Annotated in this window: 19 protein-coding genes and 1 pseudogene; 16 read left to right on the top strand and 4 right to left on the bottom strand. The window is 36.6% G+C overall.

The features are described from left to right. The first annotated feature begins 135 nt into the window (after window positions 1-135). The 3 genes from gnd (at window position 136) to PGC35_RS07125 (ending at window position 2,454) form a co-directional block, all read left to right on the top strand. Window positions 136-1,539 (top strand): decarboxylating NADP(+)-dependent phosphogluconate dehydrogenase, encoded by a 1,404-nt coding sequence (gene gnd / locus PGC35_RS07115; RefSeq protein ID WP_375218674.1) that lies wholly within the window; start codon window positions 136-138, stop codon window positions 1,537-1,539. A gap of 442 nt (window positions 1,540-1,981) precedes the next feature. Further along, window positions 1,982-2,125: a hypothetical protein gene (locus PGC35_RS07120; RefSeq protein ID WP_375218675.1), complete on the top strand. Its 144-nt coding sequence runs from the start codon at window positions 1,982-1,984 to the stop codon at window positions 2,123-2,125. 68 nt (window positions 2,126-2,193) lie between these two features. After that, the gene (locus PGC35_RS07125) at window positions 2,194-2,454 is read left to right on the top strand and encodes a helix-turn-helix domain-containing protein (protein WP_375218676.1); all 261 of its coding nucleotides are present in this window, start codon (window positions 2,194-2,196) and stop codon (window positions 2,452-2,454) included. Between the two features lie 456 nt (window positions 2,455-2,910). Here PGC35_RS07125 and PGC35_RS07130 read toward each other — a convergent pair whose 3' ends face one another. Continuing rightward, window positions 2,911-3,756, bottom strand: a complete 846-nt coding sequence (locus PGC35_RS07130) for a tyrosine-type recombinase/integrase (RefSeq protein ID WP_375218751.1) — start codon at window positions 3,754-3,756, stop codon at window positions 2,911-2,913. A 189-nt stretch (window positions 3,757-3,945) separates the two neighbouring features. Here PGC35_RS07130 and PGC35_RS07135 point away from each other — a divergent pair, with 189 nt between their 5' ends. Both PGC35_RS07135 and PGC35_RS07140 read left to right on the top strand, forming a co-directional pair. Beyond that, window positions 3,946-4,368 (top strand): DUF4362 domain-containing protein, encoded by a 423-nt coding sequence (locus PGC35_RS07135; protein ID WP_375218677.1) that lies wholly within the window; start codon window positions 3,946-3,948, stop codon window positions 4,366-4,368. A 148-nt stretch (window positions 4,369-4,516) separates the two neighbouring features. After that, window positions 4,517-4,807, top strand: a complete 291-nt coding sequence (locus PGC35_RS07140; RefSeq protein WP_375218678.1) for a DUF5316 domain-containing protein — start codon at window positions 4,517-4,519, stop codon at window positions 4,805-4,807. A gap of 209 nt (window positions 4,808-5,016) precedes the next feature. Here the strand turns inward: PGC35_RS07140 and PGC35_RS07145 are convergent, their stop codons facing one another. Next, window positions 5,017-5,811 carry a hypothetical protein gene (locus PGC35_RS07145; RefSeq protein ID WP_375218679.1) on the bottom strand — a complete coding sequence of 265 codons (795 nt, stop codon included), beginning with the start codon at window positions 5,809-5,811 and terminating at the stop codon, window positions 5,017-5,019. A gap of 493 nt (window positions 5,812-6,304) precedes the next feature. Between PGC35_RS07145 and PGC35_RS07150 the strand changes: the two genes are divergently transcribed. Beyond that, a complete protein-coding gene (locus PGC35_RS07150; RefSeq protein ID WP_375218680.1) occupies window positions 6,305-7,009 on the top strand; it encodes a class I SAM-dependent methyltransferase in 705 nt (234 codons plus the stop codon). A gap of 131 nt (window positions 7,010-7,140) precedes the next feature. Then, on the top strand, window positions 7,141-7,563 hold the full coding sequence (locus PGC35_RS07155) for a hypothetical protein (protein ID WP_375218681.1): 423 nt from the start codon (window positions 7,141-7,143) through the stop codon (window positions 7,561-7,563). 268 nt (window positions 7,564-7,831) lie between these two features. On the opposite strand, the gene PGC35_RS07160 is transcribed toward PGC35_RS07155, so the two are convergent. Continuing rightward, window positions 7,832-9,016: an MFS transporter gene (locus PGC35_RS07160; protein WP_375218682.1), complete on the bottom strand. Its 1,185-nt coding sequence runs from the start codon at window positions 9,014-9,016 to the stop codon at window positions 7,832-7,834. A gap of 172 nt (window positions 9,017-9,188) precedes the next feature. Between PGC35_RS07160 and PGC35_RS07165 the strand changes: the two genes are divergently transcribed. Next, complete coding sequence (locus PGC35_RS07165) at window positions 9,189-9,581, top strand: SgrR family transcriptional regulator (protein WP_375218752.1); 393 nt, start codon at window positions 9,189-9,191, stop codon at window positions 9,579-9,581. 36 nt (window positions 9,582-9,617) lie between these two features. Next, window positions 9,618-10,409 (top strand): annotated as a pseudogene (locus tag PGC35_RS07170) (ABC transporter substrate-binding protein); the annotation flags it as partial. Window positions 10,410-10,636: 227 nt separating this feature from the next. Here the strand turns inward: PGC35_RS07170 and PGC35_RS07175 are convergent. Continuing rightward, the gene (locus PGC35_RS07175) at window positions 10,637-12,115 is read right to left on the bottom strand and encodes an aldehyde dehydrogenase family protein (protein ID WP_375218683.1); all 1,479 of its coding nucleotides are present in this window, start codon (window positions 12,113-12,115) and stop codon (window positions 10,637-10,639) included. 188 nt (window positions 12,116-12,303) lie between these two features. Between PGC35_RS07175 and PGC35_RS07180 the strand changes: the two genes are divergently transcribed. The 7 genes from PGC35_RS07180 to ptsP all read left to right on the top strand — a co-directional run bounded on the left by PGC35_RS07180 (window position 12,304) and on the right by ptsP (window position 19,843). Beyond that, entirely contained in the window at window positions 12,304-12,459 is a 156-nt protein-coding gene (locus PGC35_RS07180) for a hypothetical protein (RefSeq protein WP_375218684.1), read from the top strand. A gap of 163 nt (window positions 12,460-12,622) precedes the next feature. Beyond that, window positions 12,623-14,047, top strand: a complete 1,425-nt coding sequence (locus PGC35_RS07185; protein ID WP_375218685.1) for a PTS mannitol transporter subunit IIBC — start codon at window positions 12,623-12,625, stop codon at window positions 14,045-14,047. Window positions 14,048-14,150: 103 nt separating this feature from the next. Further along, window positions 14,151-16,223 (top strand): BglG family transcription antiterminator, encoded by a 2,073-nt coding sequence (locus PGC35_RS07190; protein WP_375218686.1) that lies wholly within the window; start codon window positions 14,151-14,153, stop codon window positions 16,221-16,223. Window positions 16,224-16,238: 15 nt separating this feature from the next. After that, a complete protein-coding gene (locus PGC35_RS07195; protein WP_336499499.1) occupies window positions 16,239-16,676 on the top strand; it encodes a PTS mannitol transporter subunit IIA in 438 nt (145 codons plus the stop codon). 1 nt (window position 16,677) lies between these two features. After that, a complete protein-coding gene (locus PGC35_RS07200) occupies window positions 16,678-17,835 on the top strand; it encodes a mannitol-1-phosphate 5-dehydrogenase (protein WP_375218687.1) in 1,158 nt (385 codons plus the stop codon). 23 nt (window positions 17,836-17,858) lie between these two features. Beyond that, window positions 17,859-18,128, top strand: coding sequence for a phosphocarrier protein HPr (locus PGC35_RS07205; RefSeq protein ID WP_336499497.1), 270 nt, complete (start codon window positions 17,859-17,861; stop codon window positions 18,126-18,128). Then, window positions 18,125-19,843, top strand: coding sequence for a phosphoenolpyruvate--protein phosphotransferase (ptsP, locus tag PGC35_RS07210; RefSeq protein ID WP_375218688.1), 1,719 nt, complete (start codon window positions 18,125-18,127; stop codon window positions 19,841-19,843). Before PGC35_RS07205 ends, ptsP begins: the two co-directional genes overlap by 4 nt. Window positions 19,844-20,245 lie beyond the last annotated feature (402 nt).

A 20,245-nucleotide genomic window follows, 5' to 3' on the forward strand; every position in this document is an offset into this window, starting at 1 on the left:
TTACACCAAAGAAGACGCTCTTTTTCTTCATAGGTGTAAGGTTATTTGACCCCGAGGGGTAAGGCGCTGGATACTAAACATTATTTAGTGTAAAAAGATTTTTTCTTATTTGTATAAAAAAGGAGTCGTTACTAGATGAGTAATACGATTGGAGTAATAGGTCTTGGTGTGATGGGAAAAAGCATCGCGTTGAACATGGCCAGCAAAGGTGAAATGGTGTCTGTCTATAACTATACGAGAGATTTGACGGATCAACTTATGCAGGAAACAAATGAACAAAAGATTTACCCGTTCTATGATGTTCAAAGTTTTGTCCAATCACTGGAGTCCCCAAGAAAGCTATTCATGATGGTGACGGCAGGCGATATAGTAGATACAGTAATCAATACCCTTGTCCCATACTTAGAAGAAGGGGATATTGTAATGGATGGCGGCAATTCACATTTTGAAGATACCGCTCGTCGTTTTAATGATTTAAAAGCAAAAGGTATTGGATATTTAGGAATTGGTGTTTCTGGTGGAGAGGAAGGTGCATTAAAAGGTCCTTCTATCATGCCAGGTGGAGAAAAAGAAATGTATGAACAAGTCGCGCCTATTTTGACGAAAATAGCTGCACAGGTGGATGGAACTCCTTGTTGTGCTTATATGGGACCTGACGGGGCCGGCCATTTTGTGAAAATGGTGCATAATGGGATTGAATACGCTGATATGCAGCTCATTGCCGAAGCGTATACATTTTTAAGAGAACGTCTTCACATTCCTATAAATGAAATTGCTGATATTTTTGAAAATTGGAATCAAGGTGAACTGAAAAGTTATCTGATTGAAATCACGGCTGATATTTTGAGAAAAGTGGACGACAAAACTGGATTTCCACTAGTTGATGTTATTTTAGATAAAACAGGTCAAAAAGGCACTGGCAAATGGACGAGTGTTCAAGGAATCGATAATGGAATCCCTGTTTCAATCATCGCTGAATCTCTTTTTGCTCGATATATTTCTCATTTGAAAGCGGAAAGAGTTCATGCTTCATCCATCTTAGCCGGTCCTGATACAAGCAATTCGGAATTAGATCGTGAAGAATGGATAGAGTATGTCAGACAAGCATTGTATATGGGGAAAATTTGTGCATATGCCCAAGGATTTACGCAGTATAAAATGACTTCTGATTTAAACAACTGGAATTTACCACTTAAGGATATAGCATTGATTTTCCGTGGTGGTTGCATCATTCGTGCAGAATTCTTAAATACAATTAGTGAAGTATATGAAGAAAATCCTTCCACAGCAAATCTATTGCTAGCACCTTATTTTGTAGATAAAACGAAGGCGTACCAAAATGGTATGCGAAAAGTGATCGCTGAAAGTACATTGTCTGGTCTTGCATTTCCATCATTAAGTGCAGCACTTGCATACTATGATGGATATCGCACTGGAAATTCAAGTGCCAATTTACTTCAAGCACAACGCGATTACTTTGGCGCTCATACGTATGAGCGAACAGATGCAGAAGGCAGTTTCCATACAATTTGGAAATAACTTTGATATGAATGTTAGCAGTTGGAATTTTTTATCCAACTGCTTTTTTCTTTATATTTTTTTCTATAAAGGCAAATTTATAATAGAAGAGAAGGTGCTTGTTCAACTAACGGGAGCATTAATAAAAACGGATAGCAAGATACATGAGCTTGGAGATACATTTCCAAGCTCCTTTTTTTGTGCATTTTTATTTTACATAAATAACAGAGAATAATCTTGGCACTTATTAATGCAATTCTTAGCTCTAACTTATCTGCAGCTTCCCAATTTCTATAAACACTTGATAAGATAAGCACCTACTTTTTCTAGTTCAAATCGCTTTTTAAAATATTTTAGGGAATACAGTTACTAATCGAAGTAACAATAACTGGCGTGCAAATTAGCCATATGTACTATGCTTTATTACAAGAAGTGCAATTATTCAGATAAAGGTGGTGTTTGAGTGAAGAACTTTGAAATTACTCACATCATAGAACAACCAAAAAAGCTAAAAGTGAACAATGGGCCAAACGGAGAATCTCTGATTTCCATGGATTATCAAGATCTAAAAAGCTTGTTGGCTAGAGAGAAAGCAATAAATGAGTAAAGAAATTAATAAAAGGGGTATTCAAAGGTTACATACCTTTGAAACTCATTTAGAGAGGAGCAGTTCATATGATAAACGTTGCAATTATCGATAATCAAAAGATGGTTAGTTCTAGCATTAAGGAAGGTTTGCAATCGGACGATATAAAAATAGTATCGGAAGGTACTTGCACAGAGGAAATGCTTGAAATATACGATAAGCAAATAGCGGATGTTATCATATCTGAGGTTGATAAGAATACTAATGCTACGATCCAATCAGTCAAACGACTTCTAAAGAAGAGACCGTTATTTGTGACACAAATGTTTGGACTGTATTGCAAAAAGTGAAAGTATAAACATTTGTGTCACTTTAGTCCAAACAATAATGTCACTCGTCAATAAATGATGAGAGACATAAAAATACTGATACACAAAAACCTGATTTATCAGGTTTTTTTATGTAGTTATTAGTATAATTGTGTCACTATATATTGACACAATTATACTGAAATTATCGTGAAATGACATAATAATACTAAAAAACTGTTTTTTGAGGACAATAACCCTTTACGTAAGAGCAAAATCAACTGAGTTAAATAAAATTAACTCAAAAAAATAATTATGTGAGCAAATGTCTAAGCTTTGTGGAAAGTAAGTGATCTATTTTTTAAGCTTTGGTAGGGTTGTTATAAGAAGGATTAACGCAAAAACGATTGAAAATCGACCAAAAAAGAAGAAATTAGTGAAGAAAAGGTAATATTCAATCGAGTAGCAACGTCTTTTAAGACGTTGCTACTTTTACATTTAAAAGTACTTCTGATAATACTCTTTCCTTAGCCTCCCGCTTAATTGAGCGTATATCCTGGTGGTTTCACTTTTCTCATGCCCCATAAGACTTTGTATGACTTCAATAGGAGCTCCATTATTCAACAAATGAGTTGCGTAGCTGAGTCTAAGTTGGTGTGGATGGATCGCTTTATTGATTTCAGCCCGTTTGGAGATCCGCTTGATGATGTACCTGTACCGCATTTGGGCGACACTCATTTTATGTGGCTGTCTTGCAGTCACAAAGATGGCAGGATGATGGTCATTCCGGCTTTCTAAATAGCGTTTAAGCCATATGTCGCAACGTGTATTAAAATAAACTTCCCTTTCCTTATCACCTTTTCCTCTAACGATCGCGGATTGATTGGACCAATTGATATGGTTCTTTTCTAACGCAACAATCTCTCCAATCCGACAACCGGTAGAAAACATAAATTCGAAAATCGCTTTTTCCATTGGGGAATGACAGGATTCACGAAGGTGTTCAAACTCCCGTTCGGTTAGATACTTGGGTATACGCTTTCCCACTGTGGGTTCTTTAATTTTGGAAGTTGGATTCTTACTCAGGTATCCTTCTTCATGAGACCAACGAAAAAATGATTTCATAAAGCGGATACGATGTGCAAGACTGACTGGTTTTAAATGCTTGCCGGATATTGCAAGATATTCCTTCAGTTGATTTATATCGAGCAATTCCATCTCTACATCCTTAAAATAATCAATTAGTAGCAAAGACTGTAACTGATAGGCCTTTAACGTTTGTAGCGAAAAGCCCTCTATTCGTTTATCGGCTTCAAACGAAGACCATGCTTTAGACAGTAACAATTCCATTCCCCCTAAAATAGTACTCTTAAAGGGATTATTGCCAACTTAATAGAATTATAGACATAAGAAGTGTTTTTTTACTAACGGGGCTGGTTAGTTTAATAAGTAGTTGTTTCCGGTATGGCATTATTAGCTCCAAGAGGAAATATAATGATAGATTATATTTATATTATCTAAGTGAAGTGGAGGTTGAAAGATATACATCGTATGATTATGAGTTTAATACTTTTTACTTTTTTTCTTACGTCATGTCAATCAAATAATAATGATGAGATTGTCGAAAAACAAGGTTTTAATCATGTTGAAAATGTAGAACGCCTTAATAAATTTGTGGAGAATGTAAAAACTGGAAAAGATGATGAAATTGATTTTATAGCTTTTGGAGAAGAAGGAGAAAGAATTGTTACGACATTGGAATATAAAGATAACAATATTGATTTTACTCGTAAACTGGATAGAAAACTTCTGTGGAGTAAATTTATTGAAGAGTTTAGTTGCCCAAGTATTTCAATCGAAACAAAGGATATAGTTAGTAAATATATTCTAGTTCAATGTACCGATGAAGTAGGAGAATATGTGTTAGCAGAGCATAACAATGAATGGGAACAGTAATTTCCATATTATTTAATAACCTATAAAACATTGTTATAAGATGATTAACGCTTCTTTTTGTTGAACTTATTGAACTAACGAAACAGTTTAGTTAAATAACAGAAACCTTTTTCATACACAGTCGTAGTATATATGAGGGGGGGATAGTTTGAAATACTTATTACTTGGAATTATTCTATCTCTAGTAGGTGTCTTAGTATCTATTGTCATATGGAATATTGAAATGGTTACTACGATTACAGGTGGAATTGGTTTATTTTTTATTGTGATATCCTTCGTTTTTTCGGGTGTTTTAGTAAGTGGAGATAGAATGAGGGCTAACCTAGCAACTGAATCAGTCGAGGATAGAAATCAAAGGAATAATGTTAGTTTTCGTTCAGCTTTGATTGCAATTCCAAGTTTTGCGGTAGCAATTTTGTTTTACTTTTTATTGAACTAACGGGTGCTTTAGTTAAACAAGGCCATCATATTTCGGTGGTCTATTTCTACGTCCAAAACATCCAGTAGACTTTGGTAAACCATTGTGAAATATTACACTTAAACTAACGCAGCAGGTTAGTTGAACAAAAACACACATTTTCCTTACAAAAAAGCTAAGAGAATAATACCCTTAGCTTTATGTCTATTCAACTACTATTCAACTACTATTTAATTATTTCTTTTGCCTACCTCAAGATAGATAGCTCCATCTGCTTGACTGAAAGAGGCTTTTACAGCTCTTCCGTTAGCAGTAAATTGTTCTGGAATGTCATTGTTATTAAAGTATCCTAGAATTCTATCTCCATCGCCACCAAAGTAAAATTTAAAAAGTTCTTTTGCTACAATAGGAATGCGATAAGTTTCTGGAATAGAATTATCTACCCAACCACGAAACTTAATTCCAACTTCATAAGAACCGCTACCTCCCTGGCTAATCACTTGAATCGCACCTGGTACACCACGAACATTGTATGAGCGACCACCATCTGAGAATCCAAGCTCATTTTGAAGAACCGTGTAATTGTTTGCTTGATTAGAACTCCAAGTTGATTTCGATACAGGTGCAACCCATCCATCAGGATATTTTTCGCTATCCTTTGAAGAGGAAGAGAGAGAGTTATCCTCTAATAATTTGAGCTTGGCTTTAGATGGAGTTTCATATTTTACAACAGTTGATTTCTTTGCGAATAAACCTCCGCCAAGTCCATAATAGCCACCATCTTGACCCTTATAGCTATAGACTCTAAATTCCTCACCTTTTCTCAGAGATCTAGTGCTTTGTTTGAATATGCCATCATTGTTATTTTGATAGATTTGAGTTGTATTCAACACTGTCACCTTACCAATTTGTCCTTTAACAAACTCGGTTTTCCCCCACATTACTTTAGTTGATGCTTCCGTTATTGTAACAGTTGATAAAAATAATACCGGGATTATTAATGCAGATAACAAACCTTTCTTCATATGTATTCATTACCTCCAATATGTTACTTAATCAATATATCGGTATATTAAATTTAATATTTACTCATAACACTAATCCCTACAAACATTGTTTCTTATTGAACTAACGGGTGCTTTACTTCAAGAAGGGGTAAAGTTTTTTTCTTATTGAACTAAAGCGGTAGGTTAGTTGAAGAAAGAAAATGTTAAAAAGATTTAATTAACAATGTAATATTTGTAATATCTAAAGAGAATTATGGAAATTGCTCATCCAATATAAACGTCATACCTTTCTTTAATAGCTATTTTTTAAGAAAGTAGTAGGATATCCATTAAATAATATTTGTAATACAAAATTGGTGCTTTTATAGAGCGCTGAGAGGTATAAAAAGAGATGAATTGTGGGTTGGTTTCCATTTAAAATTAATATGTTTTTAATACTCTCGAAACAAGGGTTTATGTAAAATTTATAGAATTAAATAGAGGATATTTTAATTGAAAGAAGGGATAACTTTTGAAGGAAACTATTTATGACTATGAAGATTTATTGAAAATGTTAGATTCTTTATTGAGAGAGCCAACTCAGTTTTGGGATACATTTTATTCAGACCGTGAAAGGGGTGTTCCCTTTTTTGCTAATTTTCCTGATGAAAATTTAGTAAGTTATTTTGAAAAAAGCCTGTTTATTCCAGGGAAAGTCCTTGAACTTGGTTGTGGTCCGGGTAGGAACGCAATTTATTTTGCTGAAAAAGGTTGCACTGTTGATGCAGTAGATTTATCTCAAGAGTCACTTAAATGGGCAGAAGAACGAGCAAATGAAAAAAGTGTAAGTGTAAACTTCATCAATGAAAATATCTTTGAGTTAGACATTGCAGAAGGGACATATGACATTGTTTATGATTCAGGTTGCTTGCACCATATTGCTCCTCATAGAAGAATGAGTTACATAGATTTAGTGAAAAAGGCTTTAAAACCAAATGGTTTCTTTGCAATTACTTGTTTTGTTCAAGGTGGGGAGTTTGGCGGGGCTGATATTTCGGATTGGGAAGTTTATAGGTTGCGGAGCCTAAAAGGTGGATTAGGTTATACTGACGAAAAGTTAAGATCCATCTTTAAGGATTTCAAGGAAATTGAAATAAGAAAAATGAAGGAAATAAAACAGCCGAATGAGGTTTTTGGTGTACCTGACTTGTTGACTGCTCTATTTCAAAAATATTAATTTTTCTTATTCAACTAACGGGTGCTTTAGTTAAACATGACCATCACTTTGATGGTCTATTTTTACGTCCAAAACATCAAGTAGATTTCGGCGATCCATTTGAATAATAATCTTAATAAGGGGGGGATTTAGTGTTTAAGAGAAAAATATTGGCATTTATTTGCACAGCTATAATATCTGCACCTATTATTGGGTTGTTTTTTATGCTTATAGAAGGGAGTACAATATGGGAGTTACCTGCGTTAATTGCCTTTACTAGTATATATGCAATTCCTGTTATTCTTTTATTTGGGATTCCTATATCAATTCTCTCGGATAAGATGAACAATCGTTTTGATGGCAATAAACGAGTATTCTTTTCATTAATTGTTCATTTATTTGTTGGCACCAGCTTTGTAGTCTTATTGATTTTGATTCTTGATTCAAGGTTTATTTTTACAAATTTCAATGCGTTTGACTCATATTTCTTAGTTGCATCAACACTTATCTCATTAATTGGCTGGGGTATGGACGAGATTTTAAGAATATATTTCAGGAAAAAACAAGAGACTTAATTATGATAAGAGTAATTCGGAGGTTCTTCAACTAACGGGTGCTTTAGTTGAATAAGGACCACTAAAAGAGATTAACTAAGAAGCCATTTTGCTTAATTTTTTTCAAAATTGCTTCATGTTGTTTGTCGTAAAATATGGTTATACAAATTGTTTTTTGATAAAACTTTATTACAATGCTACTACAAGTATATAAATGGCGGATTAAATAGTATTCTATTCCATCCCTATTCCATCCGCCTTATTAGATTATTTAAAAAAATCGGTGTATTTACACCAACGTTTGAAGATTGTTTTTTCGTAATAATAAACTGATGCTAAATACGATAATAGCTGAGAAAAGAAAAATATATGGTATATGTAATGTTTCTGCCCAAATCCCCCCAATAAATAACCCAATTGGGAGCGCCAATTTCATAAACATTGAAGAAGTACCTGCGACACGGCCGAGTAAATGATTTGGTGTAGATTCTTGACGAACCGCTAAATAAATAATATTAGTGATTACCGTTGTACATGAACGTAAAGCTAATAGAATCCCAAGTTGCCACCAGGTAGATGCAAAGAAAAATAATACTAGAACGAATGCATCTATGGCATGAAGCCCGATATAAATAGCACCTCTAGTCCAACGTTTTCTTAATGGTTTAATAAGTCGAGCCCCCACTAGCCCTCCTAGTGCCCCGATCGAATACATAAGACCAAGTTGCTCCTTCGTTTCACCTAAAATATCTACGACATAAAACACTAGTACCCCGATTATTAAACTAGTTGCTAAGTTCACAAATAAAATAGAAATCGTCGGTGTAAGAAGTAGCTTATTACCAAATAATTCGTGAAGACCCTCTTTCATATCCTCAAGAATGGACTGATTTTTCTGTCGTTCAGGAGTCGATGTCTGATCGATAAATAAACTAAAAATCCAAATAAAGACTAGCGATATTGTGTATACAATCATTAAATGATCATATGCAATTACAAGGAGTAGCGCACCTGCCAAGGAGGGACCAATAATCGAGACAAACGTATTTACAAATGAAAACTTCGCTTGAATATCAGTCATCAAAGCTTTATCGAAAAGCTGAGGTACAATAGCATGACTAGCATTCCCAACAGTATAACTAACGGTAGAAATAAGGAAACCTAACAGATACAAATGCCATAGTTCCACAGCATTAAAGTAAATGACGAATGTTAAAAGGATGGATAGAATCATCTTTAATAATCCCCCATATTTGATCATGATATTACGATTCACTCGATCAACAATAGCCCCAGCAAGCATGCCTAAATTCGGTAAAAAATCAACAATACGTATTGTACTCATCGCTAAAGCAGATTGGGATATATCGTAAATTAGCAAAGGCAAAATGAATGTGTAAATGGTACTGCCAAATGTGGATAAAATCGTAATAGAATAAAGAATAATAAAGTTTTTATTGCTATATAAATTCATATAATCCCTCCTATACTAATGGTAAAATATAAAAAGGAGAACAAAAAGTGAAAAATAAAAATAATTAATTCACCTTTTAGGAGGATATTAATGATTCGGTATTTATTGTTCTTTATATAAGAGTACAAACCATTTGTTAGTTACGAAACCACGATTGAGGAGCTAGCAAACCATTTGGCAATGCTCAACACGATATGCGAAAACCATAGTCAAAAAGTGTTATGAATCAGAGTGGATTGATTGGGAGACTTATCAAGGACGCGGTAAAAAGCCACTACTCAAAATTAAATTACCGAAACTTCAGGCCATTTATATAGCATTTGATGAACTGTGGCAAGGAGCACATTATGACAGAGCTTACAAGATACTACATGAATATAAGCTATTAGCGGATCCAGAGGTGAATACATGGCTGTCAGAACGATTCGGCTTTACACAATCCGACGATGAACTGGATGTTTTTCGTTATCCCTACCCAAAAGTGGAACTTAATTTAGATCCAATTAAAGTCTTATCAAGACATGACAGTCATTTCGCGCGACAGATATGTGAAACATTATTTTAATTTTGTCCTGAGACACAGCAGGTACGACCAAATTTAGTATTTGCCTATCATACTGAAGATTACCGTATATGGAGATTTACACTTCGTAAAGATATCGAGTTCCATAATAGGTCAAAGTTGACGAGTCGCGATGTAGTTGCATCTTTAAAGAGAACGGTGAGCACCGAATATGATTTGTTCACGATTGAAAAAATTGTTGAGCTGAATACGTATTGCATCGAACTTACACTCAAAAAACCGAATGCTTTATTTCCGCGTTTCTTGTGCAATATTAAAATGGCGATTGTATCTCATGCATGGATTAATAGTGGAGGAATAGGAGTTCCGGTTGGATGTGGACCATTTCAGTTAACTGTCTTTAATGACGAATATATGCGTTTAACTATCTTTCCAAATTATTTTAAAGAACGCCCATGGATTGATGTTGTAGAAATTATCCATACACCAGAAATAGTTAAGTTTGGTATATCGGCGATTCCATTTGACGATACTATTTCCCAAATAAAGAAAACTTTTTATGAAGAAGGAGCGGACTTTATTTTATTAAATGCGACGTCACAGAGCGTTCTTCAGGATGAGCTTCTTAGAAGAACAGTTTATTCACTTATTACTCCGAAAGAATACTGTTTAGAGGAATTTGGTGAAACGGTGGCACATAGCTTTTTATTAAATGCAGAGGAAATTTTTGTACCGATTACTAAACCAGTTCTAGGAAGAAATTTTCCGAAATTAAAAATCGGTGTACAGCAAATTCGTGCGAATGTAAACCATTTACGTGAAGCAAACAGACTTATGGTTTTGAAGCGTTTATTGCGGGAGCCTTTGTGACTGCTTTGCCAGGATTGCTACTGCTAGTTATTATTCCACCAATTGTTTTTGCACTAAAAAGAATGAAAGTACTAAAGTATCCAAGTTATGTTAGTAGATACTAATTTGTTTGGAATATTAATAGAACTGAGATGAGTTATCTAAATTTCCTTTAAGAAGAAATTACGCTACTACAGGAAAAAAGAGTATTAACCCAAGGAGGATTAATGCTCTTTTTTAATGCTCTTTTATTCCGGAATATAAGGTAACTCCAAGTCATTTGGCAAATTAATGACATGTGTTTCTGTATAAGATTTAATACCATCTAAACCGTATTCGCGACCTACACCAGATTGTTTCACTCCACCAAATGGGAAGCGAACGTCTAATCCTTGAATAGCGGCAGTGTTGATCATCGTTGTACCAGCTTCGATACGACGTGCAACTTTAATGGCATGTTCTTCTTCGCCCCATACGGAACTTGTTAAACCGTAGATGCTTTCGTTGTGTAATTTGATCACTTCTTCTTCATCGTCGAATGGAAGAATTGGGACAGTTGGACCAAATTGTTCTTCTACTACGACACGGTCATGAACATCTGCATTTAACACAAGTGTTGGTTGTAAGAAGTAGCCGTTATCCATTAATTCAGGGTTTAGAATGGTCCCTAATGGAACGATTTTTGCCCCTTTGTTTTTTGCATCTTCCACTAAGCTTTTCACATAGGTTACTTGATTTTTGTTATTAACTGGACCAACTGTAACTTCTGGATTGAATGGATCGCCTACTTTGATCCATTTGTTTGCTGCTTCTGTATATTTTTCAACAAATGCATCATAAATGGAACGGTGTACGTAGATACGTTTGGCAATCATACAAATTTGTCCAGCTGTTAGGAAGTTGGAAATAACCATTCTGCGTAATGCACGTTCATCGTTCACATCAAAATCCTCTAATACGATTGCTGCATCGTTACCACCAAGCTCGAGTGTCATATTTTTAATCGTTTCAGATGCTGCTTTCATGATATATTTTGCAGTGTTTGTCCCACCAGTAAAGGCGATTTTCGCCACTTTCGGGTTGGATGTTAGCTCAACGCCTACTTCTGCATCTCCGTTCAATAAGTTCAACACACCTGCAGGGAACTCGTCCGCAATGATCTCCGCTACTCGACTAACTGCTAAAGGTGCAAATGGACTTGGTTTAAGCACCATTGTATTTCCTGTTAACAAAGCAGGCGCAATTTTAATAGTAGATAATGAAATCGGATAGTTCCAAGGTGTAATTGCGGATACGACACCGATCGGGTCATGTGAAATAATAGTTCGGCCTGTTTCATGTTTTTGGTCTTCAGGTGCTGTTACTTTTTTCACGTTTTCCACAGCAAATTCCATCCACATCAGTGAAACAGCAATTTCCCCATGAGCATCATACAATGCTTTCCCATGTTCGCGTGAAAGTAACTCGGCAATTTCAGGTGTTGCGTCTTTAATCTTCTGAATGGCACGTTGCATTCTTTCGATACGATCGTCCACATCACTCCAGGCCCATGTTTTAAAAGCTTCATGAGCTGCATCGATTGCTTGGATTGTTTCCTCTCTCGTATTGTTTGGCGCGTAACCAACGATTTGTTCTGGATGCGTTGGATTTTCACGCGTAATTTTTTTCTCTGTATATATTTTTTCGCCATTGATAATAGCGCTGACATTGATTGGTTCTTTATGCATGTAAAATCCCTCCGGATTAAATAATATTCCCTTACAGCAAGTATATTATTCCTTGTTTAATTAGAATTCAAGATAAATGCTCACTCAATATTTTGCTAGAATTCTTTCTGCCAATCGAACAGATTCATAGGAAAATAGAAAGGTTAGGGATATAATCTAAGGTAACAGACAGGTGAAAGGTGATATCGATGAAATGTGGAGCTAAATGCTTTGTCGTAGAGGCAGAAATCAATGATAAATTGCAAACCATACCAGTAACAGCTAGAACAGCTATTCAAGCAAGAAAAGTTGTCCGCTTAGAATTTGGGGAGCAATTGAAGATTATTTCCGTGCGCACTAGTTAAAAGAAAAGTATCCTCAAATAATGACAACTGAACAAGTACGATTTTGTCGTAGTTAATGACGACATGATAGCGTTTACATTTTGTTGAATATAAAATGTAAACGCTTTAATATTTTAATTAACAAGAAAAGTTTTTAAAACATCCAAAAAGGGGAGGTTCAAAAATGAGTACAGAACAACAAGAGCGTTCAGGGTTCAAAGTAAAAGTACAGCGTTTTGGTAGTTTTTTAAGTGGCATGATTATGCCGAATATTGGTGCGTTTATCGCATGGGGACTAATTACTGCTTTATTTATTGAAACTGGCTGGTTGCCGAATGCAGATTTTGCTGAGTTAGTTGGTCCAATGATCAATTATCTACTACCTATATTAATCGGTTTTACTGGTGGTAGACTTGTTCACGGGCTTCGAGGAGGGGTAGTCGGAGCTACTGTAACGATGGGGGTAATCGTTGGAGCAGATATTCCGATGTTCCTTGGAGCGATGATTGTAGGTCCTTTAGGTGGATGGGCGATCAAACAATTTGATAAGCTAATTGAAGGAAAAGTTAAAGCAGGATTTGAAATGCTTGTCAACAACTTTTCTGCTGGTATTATCGGTGGTTTGCTAACACTCGTTGCTTATAAGCTAATCGGTCCAGCTGTTAACGCATTAACTGATTTCCTTGCAGCTGGTGTGCAATTCATTTTCGATGCTGGTCTATTACCACTTGCGAGTATTTTCATAGAACCTGCGAAAGTTTTATTCTTAAATAATGCAATTAACCACGGAATTCTAGGGCCACTTGGAATTGAGCAGGCTTCTGAAGCAGGTAAGTCGATTCTGTTCTTATTAGAGGCAAACCCTGGACCTGGTCTTGGAATACTACTTGCATTTATGTTCTTTGGAAAAGGGACAGCAAAACAAACCGCACCTGGGGCAGCAATCATTCACTTCTTAGGTGGGATTCATGAAATTTATTTCCCTTATATTTTGATGAAGCCACAGTTACTTTTAGCGGCGATCGCTGGTGGAGCATCAGGTATCTTCACATTACAAATCTTCAATGCTGGTCTTGTTGCGGCACCATCTCCAGGAAGTATTTTCTCTATCCTGGCATTAACGCCAAAAGGAAACCATGTTGGCGTATTATTAGGAGTAATTGTTGCTACTGCAGTTTCTTTCTTAATTGCTGCGCTTATCCTAAGAACATCTAAAGATGTAGAGGAAGGCGATTTACAAAAAGCAACGGAAAAAACTTCTACCCTAAAAGGAAAAGAGAGCAGAGCAGCAGAGCTTATTCAGCCTACTACATCTAAAGCAATTTCTCTTGCCGATACAAAGCATATTATTTTTGCTTGTGATGCAGGTATGGGTTCGAGTGCTATGGGAGCATCCATCTTAAAAAATAAAATTAAAAAAGAAGGGCTAGACGTGTCTGTCACGAATACGGCAGTTAGCAATCTTCCAGCAGATGCAGAAGTAGTCATCACGCATAAAGATTTGACAAGTCGTGCGAAAGATCAAGCGCCAAATGCACATCATATTTCTGTTGAGAACTTCTTAAATAGCCCAAAATATGATGAACTAATCGAACAACTAAAAAAATAAGCACAACATCCGAAACTCGGCCTATTTTATAGGCTGGGTTTTGCCAATAATTTGGATTGTAAGAAATGGGGTGAGGACTACGTTTATTTCGAGCAGAGAAAAAATGATTATGGAAGCATTGATCGGGGAACAAGAAGAAATAACGATTAAAGCATTATCGAAAAAGATTGATGTTAGCTCACGAACAATCCAACGTGATTTAAACAATATTCAAAGCGTTTTAGATTCCTATGAGCTTGAATTGGTTAGGAAATCGGGTGTTGGCGTTCAAATTATTGGGGAACAACGAAGAAAGCAAGAATTAGCTCTGCAGCTTAAAAAGTTCACGCAGCGGGAATATACGTTGGAGGAAAGGTTAACCTTAATCTTATGTATGTTGTATGAAGCAACGGAACCAGTCAAGCTCTATTCTCTCTCGAAAGATTTGGGCGTTTCTATTTCAACGGTTAGTGCTGATCTGATGAAGCTAGAGGAGCAGTTACGTCCAGCTCAGCTTTCTATTTTGAAAAAAAGAGGGTACGGTGTAGAGCTATCAGGAACAGAAAACGCAAAACGTCGAGCAATTAGTTACGCTTTATCCAAAACCTTAAAGGAAGAAGGATTATTTTCTTTAATAAAAGAACAGATTCATCAAAACTCAAGTAGGTATGAGGACCCCATTTCGGAAAGACTCCTACAGCTGGTCGATCGTGAAAAATTAGGGAAGATTGAAGAAGTGGTGAAAGAACTATACCCAGACTTTGCGTTGTCTATGACAGATAGTGCATATGTAGGGTTGATTGTTCATCTTGCCTTAGCTATTGAACGGATATTGCAGGGCGAAAATATTACCATTGATAGTGCTTATTTAAAACAAATAGCACTGGAACCTGAATACCCAATCGCTAAAAATATTATTAATAGACTGATGGATTGTTTTCAAGTGGACATTCCAGAAGCAGAAGTCGGGTATATAATGATGCATCTTCAAGGCTCTAAATTGCGTCAACAAGACGGAGGGCTAGATGCTGCTACTAATATTGAACTGTATAGGCAAGCAAAGAAGTTAATAGAGGAGATGGAAGAGCAAACGGGCTTCCACTTATCTAGTAATAAATCCCTTTTGGAAGGATTAGTCACCCATTTAAAACCTGCTATCCATCGTATAGAGCAAAATATGGGGATTGTAAACCCTTTACTAGAAGAAATTCAATCAAATTATAGTGATTTGTTTGCTCAAGTGGAGATAGCGGTGAAAAAAGTTTTTCCGAACCTACCAGTTCCAAAAGATGAAATTGGCTATTTGGTCATGCATTTTGGGGCCGTTTTAATCGAAGTATTAAGAAAAGGTGATTTAAAGGCTTACGTCATATGTTCAAGTGGAATAGGAACTTCTAAGCTCTTGGCGTCTAGACTATTGCGAGAAATCCCGGAGATTTCCGTGGTATCCAATATTTCCGTATTTGAGTTAAATGAGCTGGCACCGACAATCACCGATCGAGATTTGATCATCTCTACCATTTACTTGCAGGATTTTTATAGGGAATATATTATGGTAAATCCATTTTTAACGTCAGAAGAGATTAACCAAGTCCAACTGTATGCAAGAAGGAAAATGCTTATACAAAAAACTCCCCCGATTGTAAAGGAAAGTCCGGTAACGGTAGATGCTTTGACGGAGAAAATAGAAAAACTTCATGAGTACTCAGATGTCATTCTGTCTATTTTAACCAATTTCCAGCTTTCAGAATTAAGGCAGCAGGAGACAGTGGAGCACTATTTACAAGAAGCTTGTGCATTGCTTGAGGATAGGGAAGTCATTCTAGCAAAAGAGATGGTTGCAAACGCTTTGTTAGAAAGGGAAAAGAGTGGGGGCGTTGGTATTCCCGGTACTAAACTCGCTCTATACCATACGCGCAGCGAATATGTTCATAAACCATCGTTCACCGTTCACAAAATGGAATCCGCAATTTGGATAAAAGGAATGGATGGTAATGATGTAAAGGTGGACACAATACTAATGTTGCTTTCTCCTGAGACCTTTGGAAAAGCGGGCTTAGAAGTATTAAGTTTCATCAGTACGTTAATCATTCAAGATGAACAAAGTACACTATTATTTGAAACAGGTAATCAATCTCAGGTCCATTCATTTTTAGCAACAGAATTCGAACAATTCATCAGAGAAAATATAAAATAATGGAGGCGTTTTACAATGGCATTATCAATTTTAACAGAAGAAAATATTTTACTGAATCAACAATTAGCAACAAAGGAAGAAGCCATTCGTTTAGCAGGTCAAATTTTAGTAGATAGAGGATATGTAGAAGAGAACTATATCGAAAAAATGTTAGAAAGAGAAGAACTGACATCTACATTCATGGGGAACTTTGTGGCTATTCCACATGGCACTGATGATGCCAAGAAAGAAATCAAGGAAACGGGTATCACGATTATTCAAGTGCCGGATGGCGTAGATTTTGGAGATGGTAACATCGTGAAGCTGATATTCGGTATTGCCGGTAAAGGGGACGATCATTTAGAGGTTTTATCTAATATCGCTATTACTGTTTCCGAAGTAGAAAATGTAGAGAAGATTGTGAACGCTACTACAGCGAAGGACATCCTTTCATTTTTTGAAGGAGTGAACTAATATGAAGGCCGTTCATTTTGGAGCAGGAAATATAGGAAGAGGCTTTATCGGTTTGTTGCTTCATCAGTCGGGTTATAAAACTTGTTTTGTCGACGTCAATGAAGAGATCGTTGATATGTTAAATGACAAACAGCAGTATACAATAAAGCTTGCAGATCCTTCGGGAGAAGAGCTGCTCGTTGAAAATGTGCATGCAATCAATAGTATAAAGAATCCAGAACTTGTCGTGGAAGAGATAGCAAATGCGGATATTGTGACTGCAGCGGTAGGAGCAAATATTCTTCCACTGATAGCTGGCTTAATCGCTAAAGGCTTAAAAAAGCGTTTAACACAAGCGAACAAAGAATTAACGATCATTGCGTGTGAGAATATGATTGGTGGCAGTTCATTTTTAAAAGAAAAGGTCTATGCAGAGCTGACGGATGAAGAAAAAGGTCTATTTGACACATACTTTAGCTTTCCAAATGCAGCAGTAGATCGAATTGTCCCAAATCAAACAAATGCCGATAAGCTAGCGGTAACAGTAGAGCCCTTCTTTGAGTGGGTAGTAGATGAGTCCGAGATAAAAGGTACAACTCCGCAGGTTCAAGGAGTAACATTCGTACAGGACCTGGAACCATTTATCGAACGTAAATTGTTCACGGTCAATACAGGTCATGCTGTTGTCGCTTACTTTGGCTACTTAGCTGGTATACGCAATATGTATGAAGCATTGGAAAATACGGAAATCAGAGAAACGATCGAGCTCGTTTTACAGGAGACAGGCAGATATTTAACTGCAGCTTATTCTTTTGATGAGCAAGCACATGCTGCATATGTACAAAAAATTATTGGCCGTTTTGCTAATCCATACATTTCGGATGACACGACGAGAGTTGGGCGTTCACCAATGCGTAAGCTGCAAAACACGGACCGACTTGTACGTCCGGCGATCCAATATGTAGAAATGTTCGGTGACATTCCCGAATATTTGACGAAAGGGATAGCTGCAGCACTTCACTATGATTTTAAAGAAGATGCGGAGGCCAATGAAATTCAAGAAATGATTAAACAAAAAGGTATCCAATTTACAATAGAAAAAACAACGAGCATAAATCCAGGTACAGAGCTTTTTGACATGATTCTCCAACAGTATGAGAACTTGTCTATAGAAAGATAAAACCGTTTAAGGAGCGTATTATTATGATAAATCAAACATACACAGTTACAGCAGAAACAGGCATTCACGCGAGACCAGCATCAGGGCTGGTTCAAGTCGCAACTAAATATGCTTCTGATATTTCCATGGAGTATAAAGAGAAAAAAGTAAATCTTAAATCGATCCTTGGTGTCATGTCTCTTGGCGTAGGGCAAGGAGCAACCATTACGATTTATGTGGAAGGAACAGATGAACAGGAGGCTTTTGAAGGAATCGAAAGCTATCTTAAATCAGAAGGAATCATTGCGTCATGACAGAAAATATAAAAGGAATTGCTGCATCAGGTGGTATTGCCATTGGTAAAGCATTTTTAATGACGGAACCAGATTTAACAGTTACGAAAGCTTCTGTTGCCAATACAGAAGAAGAGGTCACTAGATTTAATGAGGCAGTTAATGCTGCAAAGCTAGAGCTACAAAAGATCCGTGACCGAGCAGAAGTGGACTTAGGTGCCGAAAACGCTGCTATTTTTGATGCTCATTTACTTGTACTAAGTGATCCAGAACTAATCGGTACTGTAGAAGGAAAAATAAAAGATGAATCTGTTAATGCAGAAGCAGCGTTACAAGAAACTGCCGATATGTACGTCGCTATGTTCGAACAGCTCGATAACGAATATATGCGCGAACGTGCAGCGGACATAAAAGATGTAACGAAGCGAGTAATTGCACGATTATTAGGGATGGAAGTTCCTAATATCGGGTTAATCAATGAAGAAGTTATTGTCATCTCGAAAGATTTAGCCCCATCAGACACAGCTCAGCTAAATAGAGCGTTCGCAAAAGGATTTACAACGGATATGGGTGGACGTACGTCTCACTCTGCGATTATGGCTCGCTCTTTAGAAATTCCTGCGGTTGTTGGTACCAAAAATGCGACAGCTACTATTAAACAAGGAGATATAGTGATAGTGGACGGAGATAATGGGGAAGTCATTATTAATCCTGCTCCTGATGTAATCGAGGGCTATGTAGCAAAAATAAAGGAACAAGAAGCCGAGAAGAAAGAGCTTCTCTTGCTTAAAAATAAGCCAACGGTTACCCAAGATGGCATACATGTGGAAGTCGCTGCGAACATTGGAACGCCAAAAGACGTAGAGAGTGTGTTGGAAAACGGTGGAGAAGGAGTCGGACTATATCGTACTGAGTTCTTGTACATGGAACGAGATGCTTTGCCGACAGAAGAAGAACAATTCCAAGCATATAAACAAGTGCTAGAAGAAATGGGCGATAAGCCTGTCGTTGTTCGTACATTGGATATAGGAGGAGACAAACACCTTCCTTATTTAAATCTTCCGGAAGAAATGAATCCATTCCTTGGTTTCCGCGCAATTCGCCTTTGCCTAGAAGAACAGACGATTTTCAGAACGCAGCTACGTGCTTTATTGCGCGCAAGTGAATTTGGCAATCTTAAAATTATGTTCCCGATGATTGCGACTTTAGAGGAATTCAGAGAAGCAAAACAGATGCTACAAGAAGAAAGAGAACGCCTTATACAAGAAGGTACAGCTGTATCAGAAGATATTGAAATAGGTATAATGGTAGAAATTCCATCAACTGCCGTGTTAGCGGATCAATTTGCAAAAGAAGTAGATTTCTTCAGTGTTGGTACAAATGACTTAATCCAGTACACGATGGCAGCAGACAGAATGAACGAATCTGTTGCCCATCTATATCAGCCATATCAACCGGCTATTTTACGATTAGTCAAAATGGTGATTGATGCTGCTCATGCCGAGAAGAAATGGGCTGGAATGTGCGGAGAAATGGCAGGAGATCCAATTGCTATTCCATTACTCATCGGCTTAGGATTAGACGAGTTTTCAATGAGTGCCCCGACCATGCTAAAAGCAAGAAAACAAATCAATCAGCTAACGCAAACCGAAATGCAACAACTTGCGGAGAAAGCATTGTCTATGCAAACTTCTGAGCAAGTGAAGCAACATGTAAAAGTAGTTTTAGGAATTTAATAGAGGAACATTTTTAAAGAGCGCTATCCTGTAAGTAGGATTGCGTTCTTTTTACATTGGATGAAATTAGGTATAGACAGGATTAATAATGAAAACCTCTACACTCCATTTTCGACCTTCTACTCACCAAAATTTTCTGTATTACAGCAATAATTTTTCATATTTTTTAGTCTAACGTAACAAACATTTTACTGTATTTTTTGTATTATTTAAAATTTTTGGTGTTCTTTTTGATGAAAAAGAAGCGCAGTAAGTTTGATTGAAAAGATTAATGAAGGCCTTGTATAAGAAACAAAAAAGTGAATACCGTATATTTCAACGCTGTTTCTTTCGCAGAGAACATAAGTGAACCCCTATTCAATCTAGAAAAGCTGTACGCATAGAGTACTAAGCTTTGTTTTC

It is taken from the genome of Psychrobacillus sp. PGGUH221, from assembly GCF_042055255.1.
Lineage (GTDB): Bacteria > Bacillota > Bacilli > Bacillales_A > Planococcaceae > Psychrobacillus.

Bases quoted from the DNA above. Each gene is read 5' to 3' on its own strand.
- ptsP (WP_375218688.1), top strand. From the start codon at position 18,125: ATGACAGAAAATATAAAAGGAATTGCTGCATCAGGTGGTATTGCCATT.
- PGC35_RS07185 (WP_375218685.1), top strand. From the start codon at position 12,623: ATGAGTACAGAACAACAAGAGCGTTCAGGGTTCAAAGTAAAAGTACAG.
- PGC35_RS07205 (WP_336499497.1), top strand. From the start codon at position 17,859: ATGATAAATCAAACATACACAGTTACAGCAGAAACAGGCATTCACGCG.
- gnd (WP_375218674.1), top strand. From the start codon at position 136: ATGAGTAATACGATTGGAGTAATAGGTCTTGGTGTGATGGGAAAAAGC.
- PGC35_RS07180 (WP_375218684.1), top strand. From the start codon at position 12,304: ATGAAATGTGGAGCTAAATGCTTTGTCGTAGAGGCAGAAATCAATGAT.
- PGC35_RS07160 (WP_375218682.1), bottom strand. From the start codon at position 9,016: ATGAATTTATATAGCAATAAAAACTTTATTATTCTTTATTCTATTACG.
- PGC35_RS07195 (WP_336499499.1), top strand. From the start codon at position 16,239: ATGGCATTATCAATTTTAACAGAAGAAAATATTTTACTGAATCAACAA.
- PGC35_RS07145 (WP_375218679.1), bottom strand. From the start codon at position 5,811: ATGAAGAAAGGTTTGTTATCTGCATTAATAATCCCGGTATTATTTTTA.
- PGC35_RS07200 (WP_375218687.1), top strand. From the start codon at position 16,678: ATGAAGGCCGTTCATTTTGGAGCAGGAAATATAGGAAGAGGCTTTATC.
- PGC35_RS07175 (WP_375218683.1), bottom strand. From the start codon at position 12,115: ATGCATAAAGAACCAATCAATGTCAGCGCTATTATCAATGGCGAAAAA.
- PGC35_RS07125 (WP_375218676.1), top strand. From the start codon at position 2,194: ATGATAAACGTTGCAATTATCGATAATCAAAAGATGGTTAGTTCTAGC.
- PGC35_RS07190 (WP_375218686.1), top strand. From the start codon at position 14,151: ATGATTATGGAAGCATTGATCGGGGAACAAGAAGAAATAACGATTAAA.